This window comes from Nonomuraea sp. NPDC003214, from assembly GCF_053590035.1.
The window spans coordinates 323,308-338,989 of record NZ_JBSFSX010000008.1 but is presented as its reverse complement, the minus strand read 5'-3'; the positions used below and the strand labels follow the sequence as shown (position 1 = coordinate 338,989).

The 15,682-nt window shown below is 69.7% G+C and carries 16 protein-coding genes and 1 tRNA gene; 6 read left to right on the top strand and 11 right to left on the bottom strand.

All coding sequences use genetic code 11. The features are described 5' to 3' along the window. Nucleotides 1–31: 31 nt before the first annotated feature. The gene (locus tag ACWDXC_RS26630) at nucleotides 32–532 is read right to left on the bottom strand and encodes a hypothetical protein (protein ID WP_449986293.1); all 501 of its coding nucleotides are present in this window, start codon (nucleotides 530–532) and stop codon (nucleotides 32–34) included. Nucleotides 533–690: 158 nt separating this feature from the next. On the opposite strand from ACWDXC_RS26630, the gene ACWDXC_RS26625 reads away from it, so the two are divergent. Together ACWDXC_RS26625 and ACWDXC_RS26620 are read left to right on the top strand one after the other, a co-directional pair. Next, entirely contained in the window at nucleotides 691–1,230 is a 540-nt protein-coding gene (locus ACWDXC_RS26625) for a peptidylprolyl isomerase (protein WP_449986291.1), read from the top strand. 74 nt (nucleotides 1,231–1,304) lie between these two features. Then, complete coding sequence (locus tag ACWDXC_RS26620) at nucleotides 1,305–2,165, top strand: rhomboid family intramembrane serine protease (RefSeq protein ID WP_449986289.1); 861 nt, start codon at nucleotides 1,305–1,307, stop codon at nucleotides 2,163–2,165. Between the two features lie 37 nt (nucleotides 2,166–2,202). Here ACWDXC_RS26620 and ACWDXC_RS26615 read toward each other — a convergent pair whose 3' ends face one another. Continuing rightward, entirely contained in the window at nucleotides 2,203–2,448 is a 246-nt protein-coding gene (locus tag ACWDXC_RS26615) for a cell division protein CrgA (RefSeq protein ID WP_219498459.1), read from the bottom strand. A gap of 139 nt (nucleotides 2,449–2,587) precedes the next feature. Here ACWDXC_RS26615 and ACWDXC_RS26610 point away from each other — a divergent pair, with 139 nt between their 5' ends. The 3 genes from ACWDXC_RS26610 to ACWDXC_RS26600 are packed head-to-tail and all read left to right on the top strand — an operon-like array spanning nucleotide 2,588 to nucleotide 3,928. Then, nucleotides 2,588–3,199, top strand: a complete 612-nt coding sequence (locus ACWDXC_RS26610; RefSeq protein WP_449986288.1) for a class E sortase — start codon at nucleotides 2,588–2,590, stop codon at nucleotides 3,197–3,199. A gap of 1 nt (nucleotide 3,200) precedes the next feature. Beyond that, nucleotides 3,201–3,359, top strand: a complete 159-nt coding sequence (locus tag ACWDXC_RS26605) for a hypothetical protein (protein ID WP_449986286.1) — start codon at nucleotides 3,201–3,203, stop codon at nucleotides 3,357–3,359. Further along, on the top strand, nucleotides 3,356–3,928 hold the full coding sequence (locus ACWDXC_RS26600) for an anthranilate synthase component II (RefSeq protein ID WP_449986284.1): 573 nt from the start codon (nucleotides 3,356–3,358) through the stop codon (nucleotides 3,926–3,928). The genes ACWDXC_RS26605 and ACWDXC_RS26600 overlap by 4 nt, the downstream gene beginning before the upstream one ends. A 126-nt stretch (nucleotides 3,929–4,054) precedes the next feature. On the opposite strand, the gene pknB is transcribed toward ACWDXC_RS26600, so the two are convergent. The 7 genes from pknB to ACWDXC_RS26565 all read right to left on the bottom strand — a co-directional run bounded on the left by pknB (nucleotide 4,055) and on the right by ACWDXC_RS26565 (nucleotide 12,746). Then, nucleotides 4,055–5,926, bottom strand: a complete 1,872-nt coding sequence (gene pknB, locus ACWDXC_RS26595) for a Stk1 family PASTA domain-containing Ser/Thr kinase (protein ID WP_449986282.1) — start codon at nucleotides 5,924–5,926, stop codon at nucleotides 4,055–4,057. An 85-nt stretch (nucleotides 5,927–6,011) separates the two neighbouring features. Beyond that, nucleotides 6,012–7,370 carry a serine/threonine-protein kinase gene (locus ACWDXC_RS26590; protein ID WP_449986280.1) on the bottom strand — a complete coding sequence of 453 codons (1,359 nt, stop codon included), beginning with the start codon at nucleotides 7,368–7,370 and terminating at the stop codon, nucleotides 6,012–6,014. A gap of 24 nt (nucleotides 7,371–7,394) precedes the next feature. Next, nucleotides 7,395–8,855 (bottom strand): peptidoglycan D,D-transpeptidase FtsI family protein, encoded by a 1,461-nt coding sequence (locus ACWDXC_RS26585; protein ID WP_449986278.1) that lies wholly within the window; start codon nucleotides 8,853–8,855, stop codon nucleotides 7,395–7,397. Next, on the bottom strand, nucleotides 8,852–10,246 hold the full coding sequence (locus ACWDXC_RS26580) for an FtsW/RodA/SpoVE family cell cycle protein (protein WP_219498476.1): 1,395 nt from the start codon (nucleotides 10,244–10,246) through the stop codon (nucleotides 8,852–8,854). Before ACWDXC_RS26580 ends, ACWDXC_RS26585 begins: the two co-directional genes overlap by 4 nt. After that, nucleotides 10,247–11,521 carry a Stp1/IreP family PP2C-type Ser/Thr phosphatase gene (locus ACWDXC_RS26575; protein ID WP_449986277.1) on the bottom strand — a complete coding sequence of 425 codons (1,275 nt, stop codon included), beginning with the start codon at nucleotides 11,519–11,521 and terminating at the stop codon, nucleotides 10,247–10,249. Next, nucleotides 11,518–11,988 (bottom strand): FHA domain-containing protein FhaB/FipA, encoded by a 471-nt coding sequence (locus tag ACWDXC_RS26570; protein WP_219498481.1) that lies wholly within the window; start codon nucleotides 11,986–11,988, stop codon nucleotides 11,518–11,520. Before ACWDXC_RS26570 ends, ACWDXC_RS26575 begins: the two co-directional genes overlap by 4 nt. A gap of 17 nt (nucleotides 11,989–12,005) precedes the next feature. Next, the gene (locus ACWDXC_RS26565) at nucleotides 12,006–12,746 is read right to left on the bottom strand and encodes an FhaA domain-containing protein (RefSeq protein ID WP_219498484.1); all 741 of its coding nucleotides are present in this window, start codon (nucleotides 12,744–12,746) and stop codon (nucleotides 12,006–12,008) included. Nucleotides 12,747–12,945: 199 nt separating this feature from the next. On the opposite strand from ACWDXC_RS26565, the gene ACWDXC_RS26560 reads away from it, so the two are divergent. Then, a tRNA-Leu gene (locus tag ACWDXC_RS26560) sits at nucleotides 12,946–13,028 on the top strand. 231 nt (nucleotides 13,029–13,259) lie between these two features. On the opposite strand, the gene ACWDXC_RS26555 is transcribed toward ACWDXC_RS26560, so the two are convergent. Next, entirely contained in the window at nucleotides 13,260–14,276 is a 1,017-nt protein-coding gene (locus ACWDXC_RS26555; RefSeq protein ID WP_449986276.1) for a hemolysin family protein, read from the bottom strand. Further along, nucleotides 14,273–15,607 (bottom strand): hemolysin family protein, encoded by a 1,335-nt coding sequence (locus ACWDXC_RS26550; protein WP_449986274.1) that lies wholly within the window; start codon nucleotides 15,605–15,607, stop codon nucleotides 14,273–14,275. Before ACWDXC_RS26550 ends, ACWDXC_RS26555 begins: the two co-directional genes overlap by 4 nt. Between the last annotated feature and the right edge of the window lie 75 nt (nucleotides 15,608–15,682).

Below are 15,682 nucleotides of genomic sequence, written 5' to 3'. Positions count from 1 at the left end.
CCGGTTGTCGGGGGCGCGCTTCAGTCGCCGATCACGGCAGCTTGCGCGAGACCTCGTCCGCCTTGTCGGACGCCTTGGCGCCCGTGTGGCGCACGGTGTCCGCAGCCCTGTCGGACTTCTCGCCGACCCAGCGCGAGGCGTCGGAGGCGGAGTCCTTCATGTGCTCGGTCCACTGCTGGGCGTTGCGGCGGTAGACCATGTAGCCCACCGTCCCCACAGCCAGACCGGTGATCAGGACGAGCATCGGCCAGCGCCGCGACTTCGGCCTCGCGGGATTCACCTTGTACGCGGCCGAGTTGAGCATCGAACTCACGGCCGGGGCGAGTTGGTCCTCGACCCGGTGCGCGGCGTTCTCTAGCCTTGGAGCAGCCCAGTAGCGGGCGTCTTCCACTCGCCGGTTGGCGACCAGTTTTGCCTGGTCGGCCATCGGCGCCATACTGCGGCCGGTCTTGACGGCCTGGGCCTTCATCCGGCCCAACCACGTGGTGGGCACTTCTATGGCCACGTGGCGTTTCCTCAGTGTCAGGGACACGACTACCTCCCCTGTCGTTGGGGCCCCGCGCCTGACCTTCCCGGTACAAGGCGGCTCAATCATGACGGGGCGTGGGAGGATGGGCCCGAAGGCCGTACGGCCATAGTCGTCAAATCACCACAAAACCAACCCGGTGCATAGAGGAAGGCCGCTGTCTCGTGGCTGAGAAGCTGATCGCAAACCTGCAGACCAATCACGGCAATATCAAGGTAGAGCTCTTCCCCAACAAGGCTCCCAAAACGGTCCGTAACTTCGTCGAGCTGGCCGAGGGCAAGCGCGAGTGGACCCACCCGGGCACCGGCGAGAAGAGCACCAACCGCTACTACGACGGCACGATCTTCCACCGTGTCATCCCCGACTTCATGATCCAGGGCGGCGACCCGCTGGGCCAGGGCACCGGCGGCCCCGGCTACGAGTTCGACGACGAGATCCACCCGGACCTGTTCGCCTTCAACCGCCCCTACCTGCTGGCCATGGCCAACGCGGGCGTCCGCTTCGGCAAGGGGACCAACGGGTCGCAGTTCTTCATCACCACGGTCAACACCGCGCACCTCAACGGCAAGCACACCATCTTCGGCGAGGTGCTGGAGGGCCAGGACGTGGTCGACGCGATCTCCAAGGTCCGCACCGGCCGCAACAACAAGCCGGTCGAGGACGTCGTCCTGGAGAGCGTCACCATCGAGCGCGTCCAGGAGTAGAAGCGCCGACGCACGACCGGGCCGGGCATGGCAGGGGGGACGCGGCATGCCCGGCCAAGTCATAGGCTGCGGTCATGACCGCCCAGCCGCCCAGCACGCCTCCGCAGCCCGAGCAGCCCGCCGAGGCGGTGCCGACGTGTTTCCGCCATCCCGATCGTGAGACGTGGGTGCGCTGCCAGCGCTGCGAGCGGCCCATCTGCCCTGACTGCATGCGGGATGCCGCGGTCGGGTTCCAGTGCCCGGAGTGCGTCGCCGAGGGCAACCGGGGGATCCGGCAGGCGAGGTCGACGTTCGGCGGGGCGGTGGTGCGCACGCCGTTCGTGACGTGGACGCTGCTGGCGGTCAACGTGCTGGTGTTCGGGGCGCAATACCTGACCGGAGACGTCGTCAGCGGCATGCTGGCGATGAACCCCTACTGGGTGCTCGTCGACGGCGAGTATTACCGGCTGCTCAGCGCCGCGTTCGGGCACTTCGGCGTCTTCCACATCCTGTTCAACTGCTGGGCGCTCTACGTGACCGGGCCCTACCTGGAGCGGGCGTTCGGGCATGTCAGGTTCGTGGCGCTCTACCTGATCAGCGCGCTCGGCGGATCGGTGCTGGGGCTGTGGTTCGATTCGGCCAACACGTTCAGCATGGGCGCGTCCGGGGCGATCTTCGGCCTGTTCGGCGCCGTGTTCGTGGTCGGGCGCAGGCTGAACATGGACGTGCGCGGCATCATCGTGCTGCTCGTGATCAACCTGGCCATCACGTTCCTCGTGCCCGGCATCAGCTGGACAGGACACATCGGCGGGCTGATCACGGGGGCGGCGCTGGCCGCCGGGATGGCCTACGCCCCCGGGAACAACCGGACCCTGTGGCACGTGGCGGCGATCGCGGGAGCGGTGGTGCTGCTCGCGGCGCTCGTCGTGGTGCGGGCGGTCACCCTCACCCTCTGAGCTCTGTCCCCAGGTGTGGAAAAGACTGTGGAAAGAACTAACGCCAGCGAGTGGAAAGCACCACACCGAAGATGATGAAAACAAACCCGATCAGCAGATTCCAGTTCTGCAGATCGCCGATGAAGGGCGCCTGAGGGGCCACGTAGTAGGTGGCGATCCACAGAATGCCGATGAGCCAGGCGGCGACCATCGTCGGCGCGAGCCAGCGCGGGCTGACCTTCACCTGCTGGGACTTCTGCGGCGGCGTGTAAACCGCCTTCTTGCGGGCCTTCGACTTGGGCACTGGGTTAACTCCTGCTGAGGGCCTGGGCTTCCGGATCGTCCGCAGGCTCTTCGTTAAGGGTAGCGGCCCCAGGATAGTCGCCACGCGCACGACATGGCGATCCCCAGGGTCACGGTTCGGACCTGCTTACTCTGGGCGGGTGCGGGCCTTGCTGCGGACCGTGGGGGAGCTGAGCGTCACCGCGGGCCTGATCCTGATGCTGTTCTGCGCCTACCTGCTCTGGGGTACGGGCGCGTACACGCAGAGCCAGCAGCTCCTGCTGCAGCGCGAGCTGGAGGAGCGCAACGCCGGCCGCCTGGCGAAAATCGAGCTGGGCGAGGCCGTGGCGTTGCTGCGCATCCCGAAGCTGGGCCGGGGCTACCGCTACGCGGTGGTGGAGGGGGTGGACGCCGAGCACCTGAAGAAGGGGCCGGGGCACGACCCGGCCAGCGCCCCGCCCGGCAAGGTGGGAAATTTCGTGGTCTCGGGGCATCGGACCACGTACGCGGCCCCGTTCAACCGCCTGGACGAGCTCGAACGCGACGACGAGATCATCGTCGAGGCCCGCGAGGCCCGCTACACCTACCGGGTGACCTCACAGGACATCGTGGAGCCCGACGAGGTCGAGGTGCTCGCCCCGGTGCCCGGCAAGCCCGACATCCGGCCCATCCGCGCCTTCATCACCCTGTCGACCTGCCACCCCGAATACTCCGCCGCCCAGCGGCTCATCGTGTACGGGGTGCTCAAGAAGACCGAGCTCAGGAAGGAGTGACGTGTACGGCTGGATCTGGCGCAAGCTGCCGGGCAGCACCGGCGCCAAGGCGGCCTGGGCCGTGGTGCTGAGCGCGGTCGCGGTCGCCGTACTCTGGTATGCCGTGTTTCCGCTCCTGGAGCCGGCGGTGACGCTCGACGAGGTGACCGTACGCCGATGACCCGTGTCCTCGTGGTGGACAACCACGACAGCTTCGTCCACAACATCGTCCAGTACCTCAAGGAACTGGGCGCCGAGTGCGACGTGCGCCCGCGCGACGAGGTGCGGGTGGCCGACGCCGACGGCTTCGACGGCGTCCTGATCAGCCCGGGGCCCGGCACGCCCGAGGCCGCCGGGGTGAGCGTCCCGCTCGTCCACCGGGCCCACCGCGACGCGCGGCCGCTGCTCGGCGTCTGCCTCGGCCACCAGGCCATCGCCCGCGCGTTCGGCGCCTCGGTCGGGCGGGCGCCCGAGCCGGTACACGGCCGGACCAGCGCCGTCGAGCACGACGGGCGCGGCGTGTTCGACGGGCTGCCCACGCCCGTGCGGATGACCCGCTACCACTCGCTGGCCGTGCTGCCGGGCACGGTCCCGGACGTGCTGGAGGTGACCGCCCGCACCGCCGACGGCGTCATCATGGGCCTGCGCCACCGCGAGGCACCCATCGAGGGCGTCCAGTTCCACCCCGAATCCGTGCTTTCCGAGCACGGCCACCGGCTCCTTTTGAACTGGTTGCGTGGATTGGTGTAACGAACGGCGAACGCGGGGCGACATCCAGATGAGCGTCCCCGCCGTTGCCCCCGAGCGGCGGGGGCGCTTCTTTCATGCGGAAGGCCGCCACCCCGCGAACGGGATGGCGGCCTTCGGCACGCCTGGTCAGCCGTTGAGGCCGCCGTCGAGCGGACCGTCGTCACCCGGAGGCTCGTCCTCCGACGGGAAGTCGTCCGTCGGCGTGTCGGTCGGCAGGCCGTCGGTCGGGAAGTCGTCCGTCGGCTCCTGCGTGGGCGTCGACACGTCCGGCCCCTCCGAGACCACGATCGTGACCGTCATCCTCGGCGCGAGCTTGGCGCCCTCGCCCGGGTTCTGCTGGATGACGGTGCCGGCCGCCTGCTCGCTCGGCTGCGGGACGCTCTTGACCTTGAAGCCCTCCGACTCCAGCAGCGCCTTGGCCTCCTGCTCGGTCATGCCGAGCACGCTGGGCACCGTGGCCAGCTCCTTGGGGATGAAGAGCTTGACCGTGCCGCCCTTCTCCACCTCCGCGCCGGCCTTCGGGTCGGTCTGGAAGACCTTGCCCTGCGCCTTGGTGGACGCCCTGGGCTCGACCACGCCCTTGAGCCCGAGCTCGCTGAGCAACTGGTTGGCCTCGTCGACGCTCATGCCCACGAGCCCGTCGGGCACCGCGACCTTCTCCGTGCCCTTCGACACGTACAGCGTGACGGTGGCGCCCTCGTCGACCTTGGTACCGGCGGCCGGGTCGGTCTTGATGACCGTGCCCTTGTCGAACTCGGCGCTGAACTCCTCGACCACCTTGGGCGTGAGCTTGGCGCTCTTCACCTGGGCCTCGGCGTACTCCTGCTCGGTCGAGACCAGCTCGGGCACCGCGATCTGGGAGTCGGTCGGGGTGTCACTGCCGCCGCCGCTCAGGACCACGTAGCCGATGGTGATGAACGCGCCGATGATCAGCAGCGGGATGATGATCCACAGAGCCGTCTTGACCGCGCTGCCGCCGCCACCGCTGTTGGCCCGGCGCCGGCCGCGACCGCCGCCGCCACCGCCCTCGTCGTACTCGTAGGGCGGGACCGTGCCGGTGCGCTGCGTCGCGGGACCCTGCGCGGCCTGGGTGGCCGTCATCATGCGGGTGCCCTGGCCGTAGTTGCCCGTCATCGCCATCGTCTGCGCGTCGACCGGCATGCCGGACATCGCGCGCTGGATGTCGGCCCGCATCTCGCCCGCGCTCTGATAGCGGTGGGCGGGGTCCTTGGCCATGGCCTTGAGCACGATCGCGTCGGCCCACGCGGGGATCTCCGGGTCGATCTGCGACGGCGGGATCGGCTCCTCGCGCACGTGCTGGTAGGCGATCGCGACAGGGGAGTCGCCGGTGAACGGCGGCTGGCCGGTCAGCAGCTCGTAGAGCACGCACCCGGTGGAGTAGATGTCGCTGCGCGCGTCGACCCGCTCGCCGCGGGCCTGCTCCGGCGACAGGTACTGGGCGGTCCCTATCACCTGCGCGGTCTGCGTCATCGTCGCGGCCGAGTCGGCCATCGCGCGGGCGATGCCGAAGTCCATCACCTTGACGTCGCCGGCCCGGGTGATCATCACGTTGGCCGGCTTGATGTCGCGGTGCACGATGCCGCCGCGGTGGCTGTAGTCGAGGGCGCGCAGGATGCCGTCGACCAGCTCGACCGCGCGCTCGGGAAGCAGCCGGTGGTCGGCGCGCAGCAGGTCGCGCAGCGTCCGCCCGTCGACGTACTCCATGACGATGTAGGGCACGGGAGTGCCGTCCGTGACGTCCTCGCCCGTGTCGTAGACGGCCACGACCGCCGGGTGGTTCAGCGACGCCGCCGACTGCGCCTCACGGCGGAAACGGGCCTGGAAGGTGTGGTCACGAGCCAGATCCGACCGGAGGGTCTTGATCGCGACCACCCGGTCGAGCCGGATGTCCCGGGCGCGATACACCTCGGCCATGCCGCCGCGCCCGACGACACCGTCGAGCTCGTAACGACCTCCGAGTTGCCGAGGCTGAGTCATTTCCTGCACTGTCCCTTACCGTTCATCTTGGTGCCGGCCTGCGCGGGGGGCGGCCGCCGGTGTCCATCGTCGACCCGTTGGCACGTCACGTCTGCTCCTTCGTCGGGTTTGTCTCACCCGGGTCCGGTGTGGCCGACGTCGTCGGTGTCGGCGTGGGCGTCGGCGTCGGGGTCGGTGTGGGGGTCGGGGTTCGGGTGGTGGTCGGGGTCGGTTTCGGCGTCGGCGTCTTCGTCGGTGTTGCTGACTTGCTTACCGTAGCCGACCGCGAGGGTACCGGCTTCGTCGACTTCACCGTAACAACCGGGGGCCGCCGGGTCTCCTTCTTACCGGGCGACGGTTTCGGTTTCACCGGTGAGGCCGTCCGCGAGGCGGGCTCGGTGACCGGGGGCGGCGCCTGGACCGGGGCCCTGGCCGGGGTGAGCGCGAACGCGCCGATCCCCACCGCCGCCGCGCATCCTGCCCCCGCGACCAGCGCCAGCGCACGGCTGCGCCGCCGCTTGGGGGCGCGCTCGTGCAGCACCGTCGACGGGCTCTCGCCCAGGCTGTCGGTGGTCCGCTCGTCCTCGGGGTCGGGCGGGCGCACCTTGAAGCCGGACGGGTCGGTGAGCATGCTCAGCTCCGCGCCGCCGTCGCCGCCGCCCGCCAGCGACTCCCGCAGCACGAACGCGCGGTCCGCGATCTCCAGCGCCGACCCGGGCCGCCGCGCCGGGTCCTTGGCCAGCAGCGCCATGACGAGCTCGCGCACCGGCGCGGGCACGTCGACGCCGAGCGGCGGCGGCGTCTCGTTCAGGTGCAGCAGCGCGATCGCCACCGCGCTGTCGGCCTGGAACGGGGTCCGGCCCGACAGGCACTCGTAGGCCACCACGCCCAGCGAGTAGAGGTCGGTCGCCGGCGTCAGGGGCAGGCCCTGCGCCTGCTCCGGGCTGACGTACTGGGCGGTGCCGAGCACGGTGCCGGTCTGCGTGACCGGCGCGGCCTCCAGCGCGCGGGCGATGCCGAAGTCGGTCACCTTGATGGCGCCCTCGGGCGTCACGAGCAGGTTGCCCGGCTTGACGTCGCGGTGGATGATCCCGGAGGCGTGCGCCGCGTGCAGCGCCCTGGCCGTCTGGTGCAGCACGTCGAGCGTCACCTCGGGGCCCAGCGAGCCGTTGCGCGCCAGGATGGCCGACAACGGCTCGCCGTGCACCAGCTCCATCACCAGATAGGCGAGGTCGCTGTGCTCGCCGTAGTCGAAGATCTGCGCGATGCCGCTGTCGGCCAGGCCCGCGGTGATGCGCGCCTCGTTGCGGAAGCGCTCGCGGAAGGTGTGGTCGGCGTAGACGTGGCTGCGCAGCACCTTGACGGCGACCTCGCGGCCCAGCAGCTCGTCGCGGGCACGCCAGACCTCCCCCATGCCTCCGGTGGCGATGCGGGAGATCAGCAGGTAGCGGTTACCGAGCCGCATGGTCCTGCACGTTACAGTCCCTCACTACTTCAGCACCGCCTCCATCACGGTCCGCGCGATCGGGGCGGCCGTGCCGCCGCCCGTCGCCTCGGCGCCGACCCTGGCGGCGCCGGACTCCACCAGCACCGCCATCGCGATCTGCGGGTCGTCGGCCGGCGCGAAGGAGATGAACCACGCGTGCGGCGCCTGTCCCTCAGCGGTCTCGGCCGTGCCGGTCTTGCCCGCTACTTGGACGCCTGAGACCTGAGCTTGGTTCGCGGTGCCGTTCTGCACGACGCTGACCATCATGTCGCGCAGCTTGCCCGCCGTCTCTGGGCTGACCGCCTCGGTCAGCTCGTCGGGCTCGGCCTCGTCGATCGTGTCACCCTTGGCGTCGGTGATCTTGTTCACGAGGTACGGCTTCATCACGGTGCCGTCGTTGGCGATGCCGGCCGCGATCATGGCCATCTGCAGCGGCGTCATCTGGTTGCTGCGCTGGCCGATCGAGGCCATGGCGACCGCCGACTGGTCCTCGCGGGGGCCGAAGTCGCTCTTGGCCACCGGCATCGGGACGCTGACGGGCACCCCCATGCCGAACCGCTCGGTCTGCTCGCGCATCTTGTCGTAGCCCAGGTCCATGCCCATCGAGCCGAACGGCGTGTTGCACGACCTCTCCAGCGCGTACACGAGCGTGACCTGGCCGGAGCCGCACGCCGCGCCGCCGTAGTTGGGCAGGCCGACCGTGGTGTTGGGCAGCTTGAGCACCTGCGGCGCGTCGACCACCGTCTGCCCGTCGCGGCTGGGGTCGTCCTCCAGGTACGCCGCCGCCGTCACGACCTTGAACGTCGAGCCGGGCGGGTAGGTGCGGTCGATGTTGCGGTTGAGCAGCGGCTGGTTCTTGTCCTTGGCGAGCTCGTCGTAGCGGGAGAACACCTGGCTCTTGTTGGTGCCGGACAGCTCGGCCGGGTCGTAGGTGGGCAGCGAGACCATCGCCAGGATCGCGCCGGTCTTCGGGTTGAGCGCGACCACGGCGCCGCGCTTGCCGCTCTGCCGCAGCGCGTCGTAGGCGGCCTGCTGGGCCTTCGGGTTGATCGTCAGGTCGACGTTCGCGCCGCGCGTCGGCTCGCCGGTGAACAGGTCGATGCCGCGCTGGAGCAGCAGGTCGGCGCTGGAGCCGTCGAGCAGGTCGTTGCGGTAGTGCTCGATGCCCGACTCGCTCTCGGGCGAGAAGAAACCGGTCACGTGCGCGTACAGCTTGGCCTCGGGATACTGCCTGACGAACTTGAACTCGTTGCTGTCGGTCTCCTTCGACTGGGCGAGGATGACCTTGCCGCCCGTCGTGATGCGACCGCGCTGCACCGCGTAACGCTCGTAGAAGTTGCGGGTGTTGCGGGCGTCGTCGCTCAGGTCCTTGGCGCTGACCGCCTGCAGCACGTTCACGTTGATCATCAGCAGCGCGAACATGGCCAGGCAAGCTACGGCCGCTCGCTTGATCGTTCCGTTCATCGCTGGAACACCTGCGTCATTCCCTCGTTCTGGATCGCCTGGGGCGGGGGGCGCCGAGCGGCATCAGACATGCGTACCAGGAGCGCGATAAGGATCCAGTTAGCCAGCAACGCCGAGCCACCCTGCGACATGAACGGGGTGACGAGGCCGGTCAGCGGGATGAGGTTGGTCACGCCGCCGACGATGATGAAGACCTGCCAGGCCAGCAGGAACGACAGGCCGCCGGCGAGCAGCTTGGAGAACGGGTCGCGGGCCGCGAGCGAGGTGCGCAGGCCGCGCTCGACCAGCAGCGCGTAGAGCATCAGCAGCGCCATCAGGCCGGTCAGGCCCAGCTCCTCGCCGGTGGCGGCGAAGATGAAGTCGGAGAAGGCCAGCGGGATCAGCTCCGGGTGGCCCTGGCCGAGGCCGGTGCCGAGGATGCCGCCCGAGCCCATGGCGAACAGGCCCTGCATGAGCTGCTCGCTGCCGCCGATCTTCTTGAAGAGCTCCGGGTCCTCGGGGTTGAGATAGACCTCGAACCGGGCCTGTACGTGGTCGAAGAGCATGCCGGCCAGCAGCGCGCCGCCGACGAAGAGCAGGATGCCGATGATGACCCAGGAGCTGCGCTGCGTGGCGATGTAGAGCATCACGATGAACGTGCCGAACAGCAGCAGCGACGAGCCCAGGTCCTTCTGCATGACCAGGATGCCCAGGCTGACGCCCCAGGTGATGAGCACCGGGCCGAGGTCGCGGGCACGCGGCAGGTCGATGAACAGCAGCCGCCGCCCGGCCAGGGCGAGCACGTCGCGCTTGGCCACCAGGTAGCCGGCGAAGAACACGACCAGCGCGAGCTTGGCGAACTCGGCGGGCTGGAGCTGGCCGAGGCCGGGGATGCCGATCCAGATCCGGGCGCCGTTGAGCTCCTGGCCGAGGCCCGGGGTGAGCGGCGAGACGAGCAGCAGCAGCCCGAGCGCGCCCGCGGTGTAGGTGAGCCGCTGGAGCGCGCGGTGGTCGCGCATGAAGATCAGGGTGACGCTGAACAGCACGACGCCGACGAGAGTCCACAGGATCTGCGAGTTGGGCGAGGCCAGCGTGGCCGACGGCAGCTTCGACGGCGACTCGGACAGCCGGAAGATCATCACGAGCCCGAGCCCGTTGATGACCGTGACCAGCGGCAGGATCAGCGGATCGGCCCACGGGGCGAACTTGGCGAGCACGAGATAGGCGGCCAGCATCAGCCCGCCCAGGCTCAGGCCGTAGGTCAGCATCCCCGACGGGATCTCCCCGTTCATCGCCAGGCCGACGTTCGCGTAGGCGCCCATGGTGATGGCGACCGCGAACGCGAGCATGACCAGCTGGGCCAGGCGACGCTTGGCGGGCATGGGGACGGGGGAAGCGGCCACTTCGCTCATTTATTGGGGTTTCGTCTTCGTCGGCGTGGTGGATGGCGACGCGGTCGCCTCGGGCGTGCTGGTGGCCTTCTGGTCGGAGAAGTCAAGGCTGTTGATCTTGGTGAGGCCCTCGGCGACGTTGGTGACCTCGATGCCGTCCCTTATGAGGGCTTGATCCGGGGGGGACAGCTCCGACAGCGAACGGCCGGTGCGCTCGGCGACCTTGAAGAACTGCAGCGGCCCGACCTCCTGCTGGATGCCCTGGAACACGACCACCTCGTCGTCCCAGGCGCCGACGAAGAAGTGGTCCTGCGTGTACTGCCAGCCGAAGTAGCCGCCGACGCCCACGATCGCGGCCACGGAGACCACCGAGGCCAGCACGGGCCACACGCGGCGGCGGCGCGGCCGGCCGGCCGCCCGGGCGACCGGCTCGTCGAAGTCCTCGTCGTCACCGATCACCGGCTGGGGCGCCGTGGCCGCGCCCGCTCCTCCAGGCGATGTCTCCTCCGCCATCAGGCGGTTCATGCCCGCCGCGCCGACCACCGCGGCCTCGGTCACCGGCTGCGGCTCGTCGCCGATCTCCAGCACGTCGGCGAGCACGCAGGTGATGTTGTCCGGTCCGCCGCCCCGGTTGGCCAGGTCGATGAGCTGGCGCACCACCTCTTCGGGATCGTCGAGGTTGGTCAGCGTGGCGTGCAGCGTCTCCGCGCTGACCACGCCGGACAGGCCGTCGGAGCAGAGCAGGTAGCGGTCGCCGACCTGGGCCTCGCGCAGCGTCAGGTCGGGGTCGACCTCGCCGCTGCCGTCGAGCGCGCGCAGCAGGATCGAGCGCTGCGGGTGCGTCGCCGCCTCCTCGGGCGTGATGCGGCCGTCGTCGACGAGCTGCTGCACCAGCGTGTGATCGTGGGTGATCTGGTAGAGCTCCCCGCGTCTGAGCAGGTAGGCGCGCGAGTCGCCGACGTGCACCAGCGCGACCTGGGTGCCGTTCCACAGCATGGCCGTGAGCGTGGTGCCCATGCCTTTGAGGCTGGGATCGCGACCCACCATCTCGTGCAGCTTGCGATTGGCGTCGCGGACGGCCGCCTCGATGGCGTTGAGCAGGTCACCCCCCTGCTGGGCCTCTTCGAGAGAGGCCATGGCGGCGATGGCGACGGAGCTCGCCACCTCGCCGTGTGCGTGCCCGCCCATGCCGTCGGCGACGGCGAGCAGGCGGCCGCTGGCGTACGCCGAGTCCTCGTTCCCTTCGCGGAGGAGGCCGACGTCCGAGCGGGCGGCGTAGCGGAGTGCGATGGTCATTTGCGCAATTCAATGACTGTCTTGCCGACGCGGATCGGAACACCGAGCGGCACCGGGGTCGGACGGGTGACTTTCGAGCGGTCGAGATACGTGCCGTTGGTTGAGCCGAGATCTTCCACGATCCACTGACCGTCCTGAGGGAAGAGCCGGGCATGGCGGCTGGATGCGTAGTCATCGCTGACGACCAGCGTCGCGTCGTTGGCCCGGCCAATGGTGATGGGCGTCTCCGTGAGGTTAATGGTGGTGCCTTGCAGTGGGCCACCTGTCACGATGAGCTGGCGTGGCTCGCCCTTCTTGCTCTTGGGCTTTGCCATGGGTTTGGCGGGTTTGACCCCCTTGCGCGGGCCGGCGGGAGCAGTGCGTGATCCGAACAAGTCCGTCCGGATCACGCCGACTGCGGCAATGACGAAGAACCACAGCACCGCCAGGAAAGCGAGCCGGATCAGCAGCAGCGTGAGCTCGGACATGGACCGTTTGTCTACCCCTAATCGCGCCGGAACACCAGAGTCGTACGCCCCAACGTCACTCGCGTGCCGTTCTGGAGCTCGATTCTGCGTACCGGCTGGCCATTGACGAAAGTGCCGTTCGTCGATCCGAGATCGACGAGGACGACCTGCTGACCCTCGACGCGCAACTCCGCGTGGTGACGCGAGACGCCGGGGTCGACGAGACGAAGGTCGCAGTCGGTGCCGCGGCCCAGCAAGGTCACCGGAGTGGTGAGCTCGTAGGAGCGGTCGCCCTGCGGGTCGTCCTGGGTGGAGACGAGCAGCCGGGGCCGCCCGCCGAAAGCGTTGGGCCGCGACGGGGGCAGGTCGCTCGCCGGCTGGCGGATCTCGTCCTGCTCGACGGTCGCGCCACGGATGACGCCGGACCTGATGCGGAACAGTCCCACCGCCAGATCGCCGGCGGTCTCGAATCGGACCCGGACCGGTCCCACGAAGGAGTAGCCCTGCTCCTTGGCGTACTCCCTGGCGAGGTTGGCCAGCTCGTGGCTGATGCTGTCGGCGTACACCTCAAGCCGCTCGCTGTCGGTCGTCGACAGCTCAACCACGAAGTCGTTGGGCACGAGAGTGCGACCCTGGGCGACGATCGCCGCCCGCTCGTCCATCTCCCGCTGCACCGCGCTGGCGACCTCGACCGGCTGAAGGTCAGATTTGAACGCCCGCGCAAAGGCCCCCTCAACCAAGCCTTCGAGCCGTCGCTCGAAGCGCTGAAGGACTCCCACCGGGTACCTCCCTTCCTCCGTGCATATGATCGCGGCCCCCAGACGCTCGTGGCGCCCGGTCTCCGCTCGTCCCACGGTCACGGCGATCCTGGCGCTCGTCGGCTGTCGCGCCCTGCTCATCCGCTCCCGTGTCTTATGCGATCGTATCCGGGTTCAGTACCAGTGGCTGTTCCGTGCTACTGTTTCTCCGCACCCACAAGGGCGGGTGGCGGAACGGCAGACGCGCACGGTTCAGGTCCGTGTGTCCGAAAGGACGTGAGGGTTCAAATCCCTCCTCGCCCACTTCGGTCTCACCGATGAAATCGGCAGACCCACACTGACGAAAGACAGCCCCGGTTGGCAAGAGCCGGGGCTATTTCTTTCTCACAGGCTGCCTGGCGCGGCCGCCTCCCGCAGGGATGACGCTAGATCTCCCCACTTTCAGATCACTTTCGGATGACTTGCGTGATTTAACGCACATTTCCGTACGCGCGCGATGCCCGGCCCGGGAAATCCGGGGCCGGGCATCGCCGGTCAGGCCGCCAGGGCCCTCGTGTCGAGAAGCTGGCCGAGCAGGTCCGTGAGACTCACCATGCCGATGACGGCGCCACCGGCCCCGGTGACCAGCGCCAGGTGCGCGCGGGCCTCCTGGAGCGCCGTGACGGCCTCGGGGACCTGTGTGACGCACTCCAGGCGCGGCACCGGCCTGGCGAGCTCGCCCGCCGTGCGTCCGGGCTCCAGAAGCGCGTCACGGGCGTGCAGGACCCCCTCCACGCCGGCCGGCCCGGTCACGAGCAGCCTGAGGTGACCGCTGCGGGCGGCCGCCTCACGGATCTCGGCGGTGCCGGCGGCCGGGGCCACCCCGACGACCTGGCCGATCGGCACCATCAGGCGCTCGATGCCCTCGGCCTCGAACCGCAGCGCCCGCGTCAGCAGGTCGTGCTCCTCGCGGTCGAGCAGGCCCATCCGGCCCGACTCGCCGACCAGCATGGCGAGCTGGCGCGGCGTCCTGGTGGTGGCCAGCTCGTCCCGGGTCTGGACGCCGAACAGGCGCAGCATGACGTTCGTCACGCCGTTGAGCGTCGACAGCAGTGGCCGCATCACCCAGGTGAACGCCCGGAACGGCAGCGTCAGCAGCAGCGCCGCCCGCTCGGGATGGGTCAGCGCCCACGACTTGGGCGCCATCTCGCCCACCACCATGTGCAGGAACGTGACCAGCGCCAGCGACAGCGTCAGCGCGATCGGCATCCGCAGCGCCTCCGGGATGCCGATGGTGGCGAAGACCGGCTCCAGGTAGTGCTCGATGGCGGGCTCGGTGACCTGGCCGAGCCCCAGCGTGCACAGCGTGATGCCGAGCTGGGCGCCGGCCAGCATGAGCGAGAGCTGGCGGCTGCCGCCCACGGCGGACCTGGCGGCGATCCTGACCAGGCGGTTGCCGCCGCCCGCCATCTCCTCCAGCCGGTGCCGGCGCGAGGAGACGAAGGCGAACTCGGCGGCCACGAACAGCGCGTTGAAGGCCAGCAGCGCGAGGCTGACGAGGATCATCGTCATCGGGCCGCCTCCGCGTGCCGGACCGGGGCCAGACGCACCCATTCGGGCACCCGGCGGTTGATCGACATCACGGTCAGCTCGGCCAGGGGCGGCTCGGCGTCCTCGGCGAACGGGTCGGGCTCGGGGACGATCTCGACCGTCACCGTGTCGCCCGCCTCCGGCATCCGGCCGAGCTTGGCCAGGATGAGCCCGCCGAGCGTGTCGTAGTCGTCGCTCTCGGGCAGCGCGACGCCGGTGGCGCGCTCGACCTCGTCCAGCCGGAGCCGTCCGGGCACGTCCCAGACGCCCTCGGCCTGCGCGACCGCGCCGACCGGGTCGGGGTCGTTCTCGTCGACGAGCTCGCCGACCAGCTCCTCGGCCAGGTCCTCGACGGTGACGACGCCCGCGAGGCCGCCGTACTCGTCGATCACGCAGGCGATGTCGTCCTTGGCCACCCGCATGCGGTCGAGCACGGCGGGCAGCGGCAGCGAGTCGGGGACCAGCAGCGGCGGGCGCGTGATTGCCGCGACGCGCCCCTCGTCGAGCCCGGAGGCGAGCAGCTCGCGCACGCCCGTCACGCCGAGCACGTCGCCGTCGGCGCCGAGCACCGGGTAGCGGGAGTGCCCGCACTCGCGCATGGTCTCCACGAGGTCGGAGATCGGCTGGGAGGAGCGCAACACGACCACCCTCGGGCGCGGCACCATGATCTCCTCAGCCGTGTGGTCGCCGAACTCCAGCGCCCGTTCGAGCAGCTCCGACAGGCGCGGCGGCAGTTCGCCGGCCTCGGTCGACTCCTCGATGATGCGCGAGAGCTCCTCGGGCGTGGCGCCCTGCTCCACTTCTTCGACCGGCTCGATGCCGACCTTCCTGAGCAGGCCGGTGGCCGCCGAGTCGAACAGCCGGATGACCGGGCCGACGACGGCCAGGTAGGCGAGGGTGGAGCCGGCCAGGAACTTGGCGACCGGCTCCGGCCTGGCGATGCCGAGGTTCTTGGGGGCGAGCTCGCCGAGCACCATCTGCACGATGGTCGCCACGAACACGCCGATGGCCACCGACAGGCCGGTGATCAGGCCGTCGGACAGCCCGGCCTCGGTGAGCCAGGGACGTACGAGGACCGCGATGGCGGGCTCGGCCAGGAAGCCGACCAGCAGCGCGGTGACGGTGATGCCGAGCTGCGCGCCCGACAGCATGAAGGACAGGCGGGAGGTGACCCGGAGCGCCTTTTCGGCGGCCGGGTCGCCGGCGGCGGCCTGCTCGCGCAGGACGCCCCGGTCGGCGGCGACGAAGGCGAACTCCTGGGCGACGAAGTAGCCGGTCGCGGCTGTGAGCAGGAAGAGGGCCAGAAGGCCCATATAGGCGCTCACCGTTGCGAGCTCTCAGGGGTACCCGTGCTCGTGCACGGGCCAATACTCCATGAGTCCGGAGCG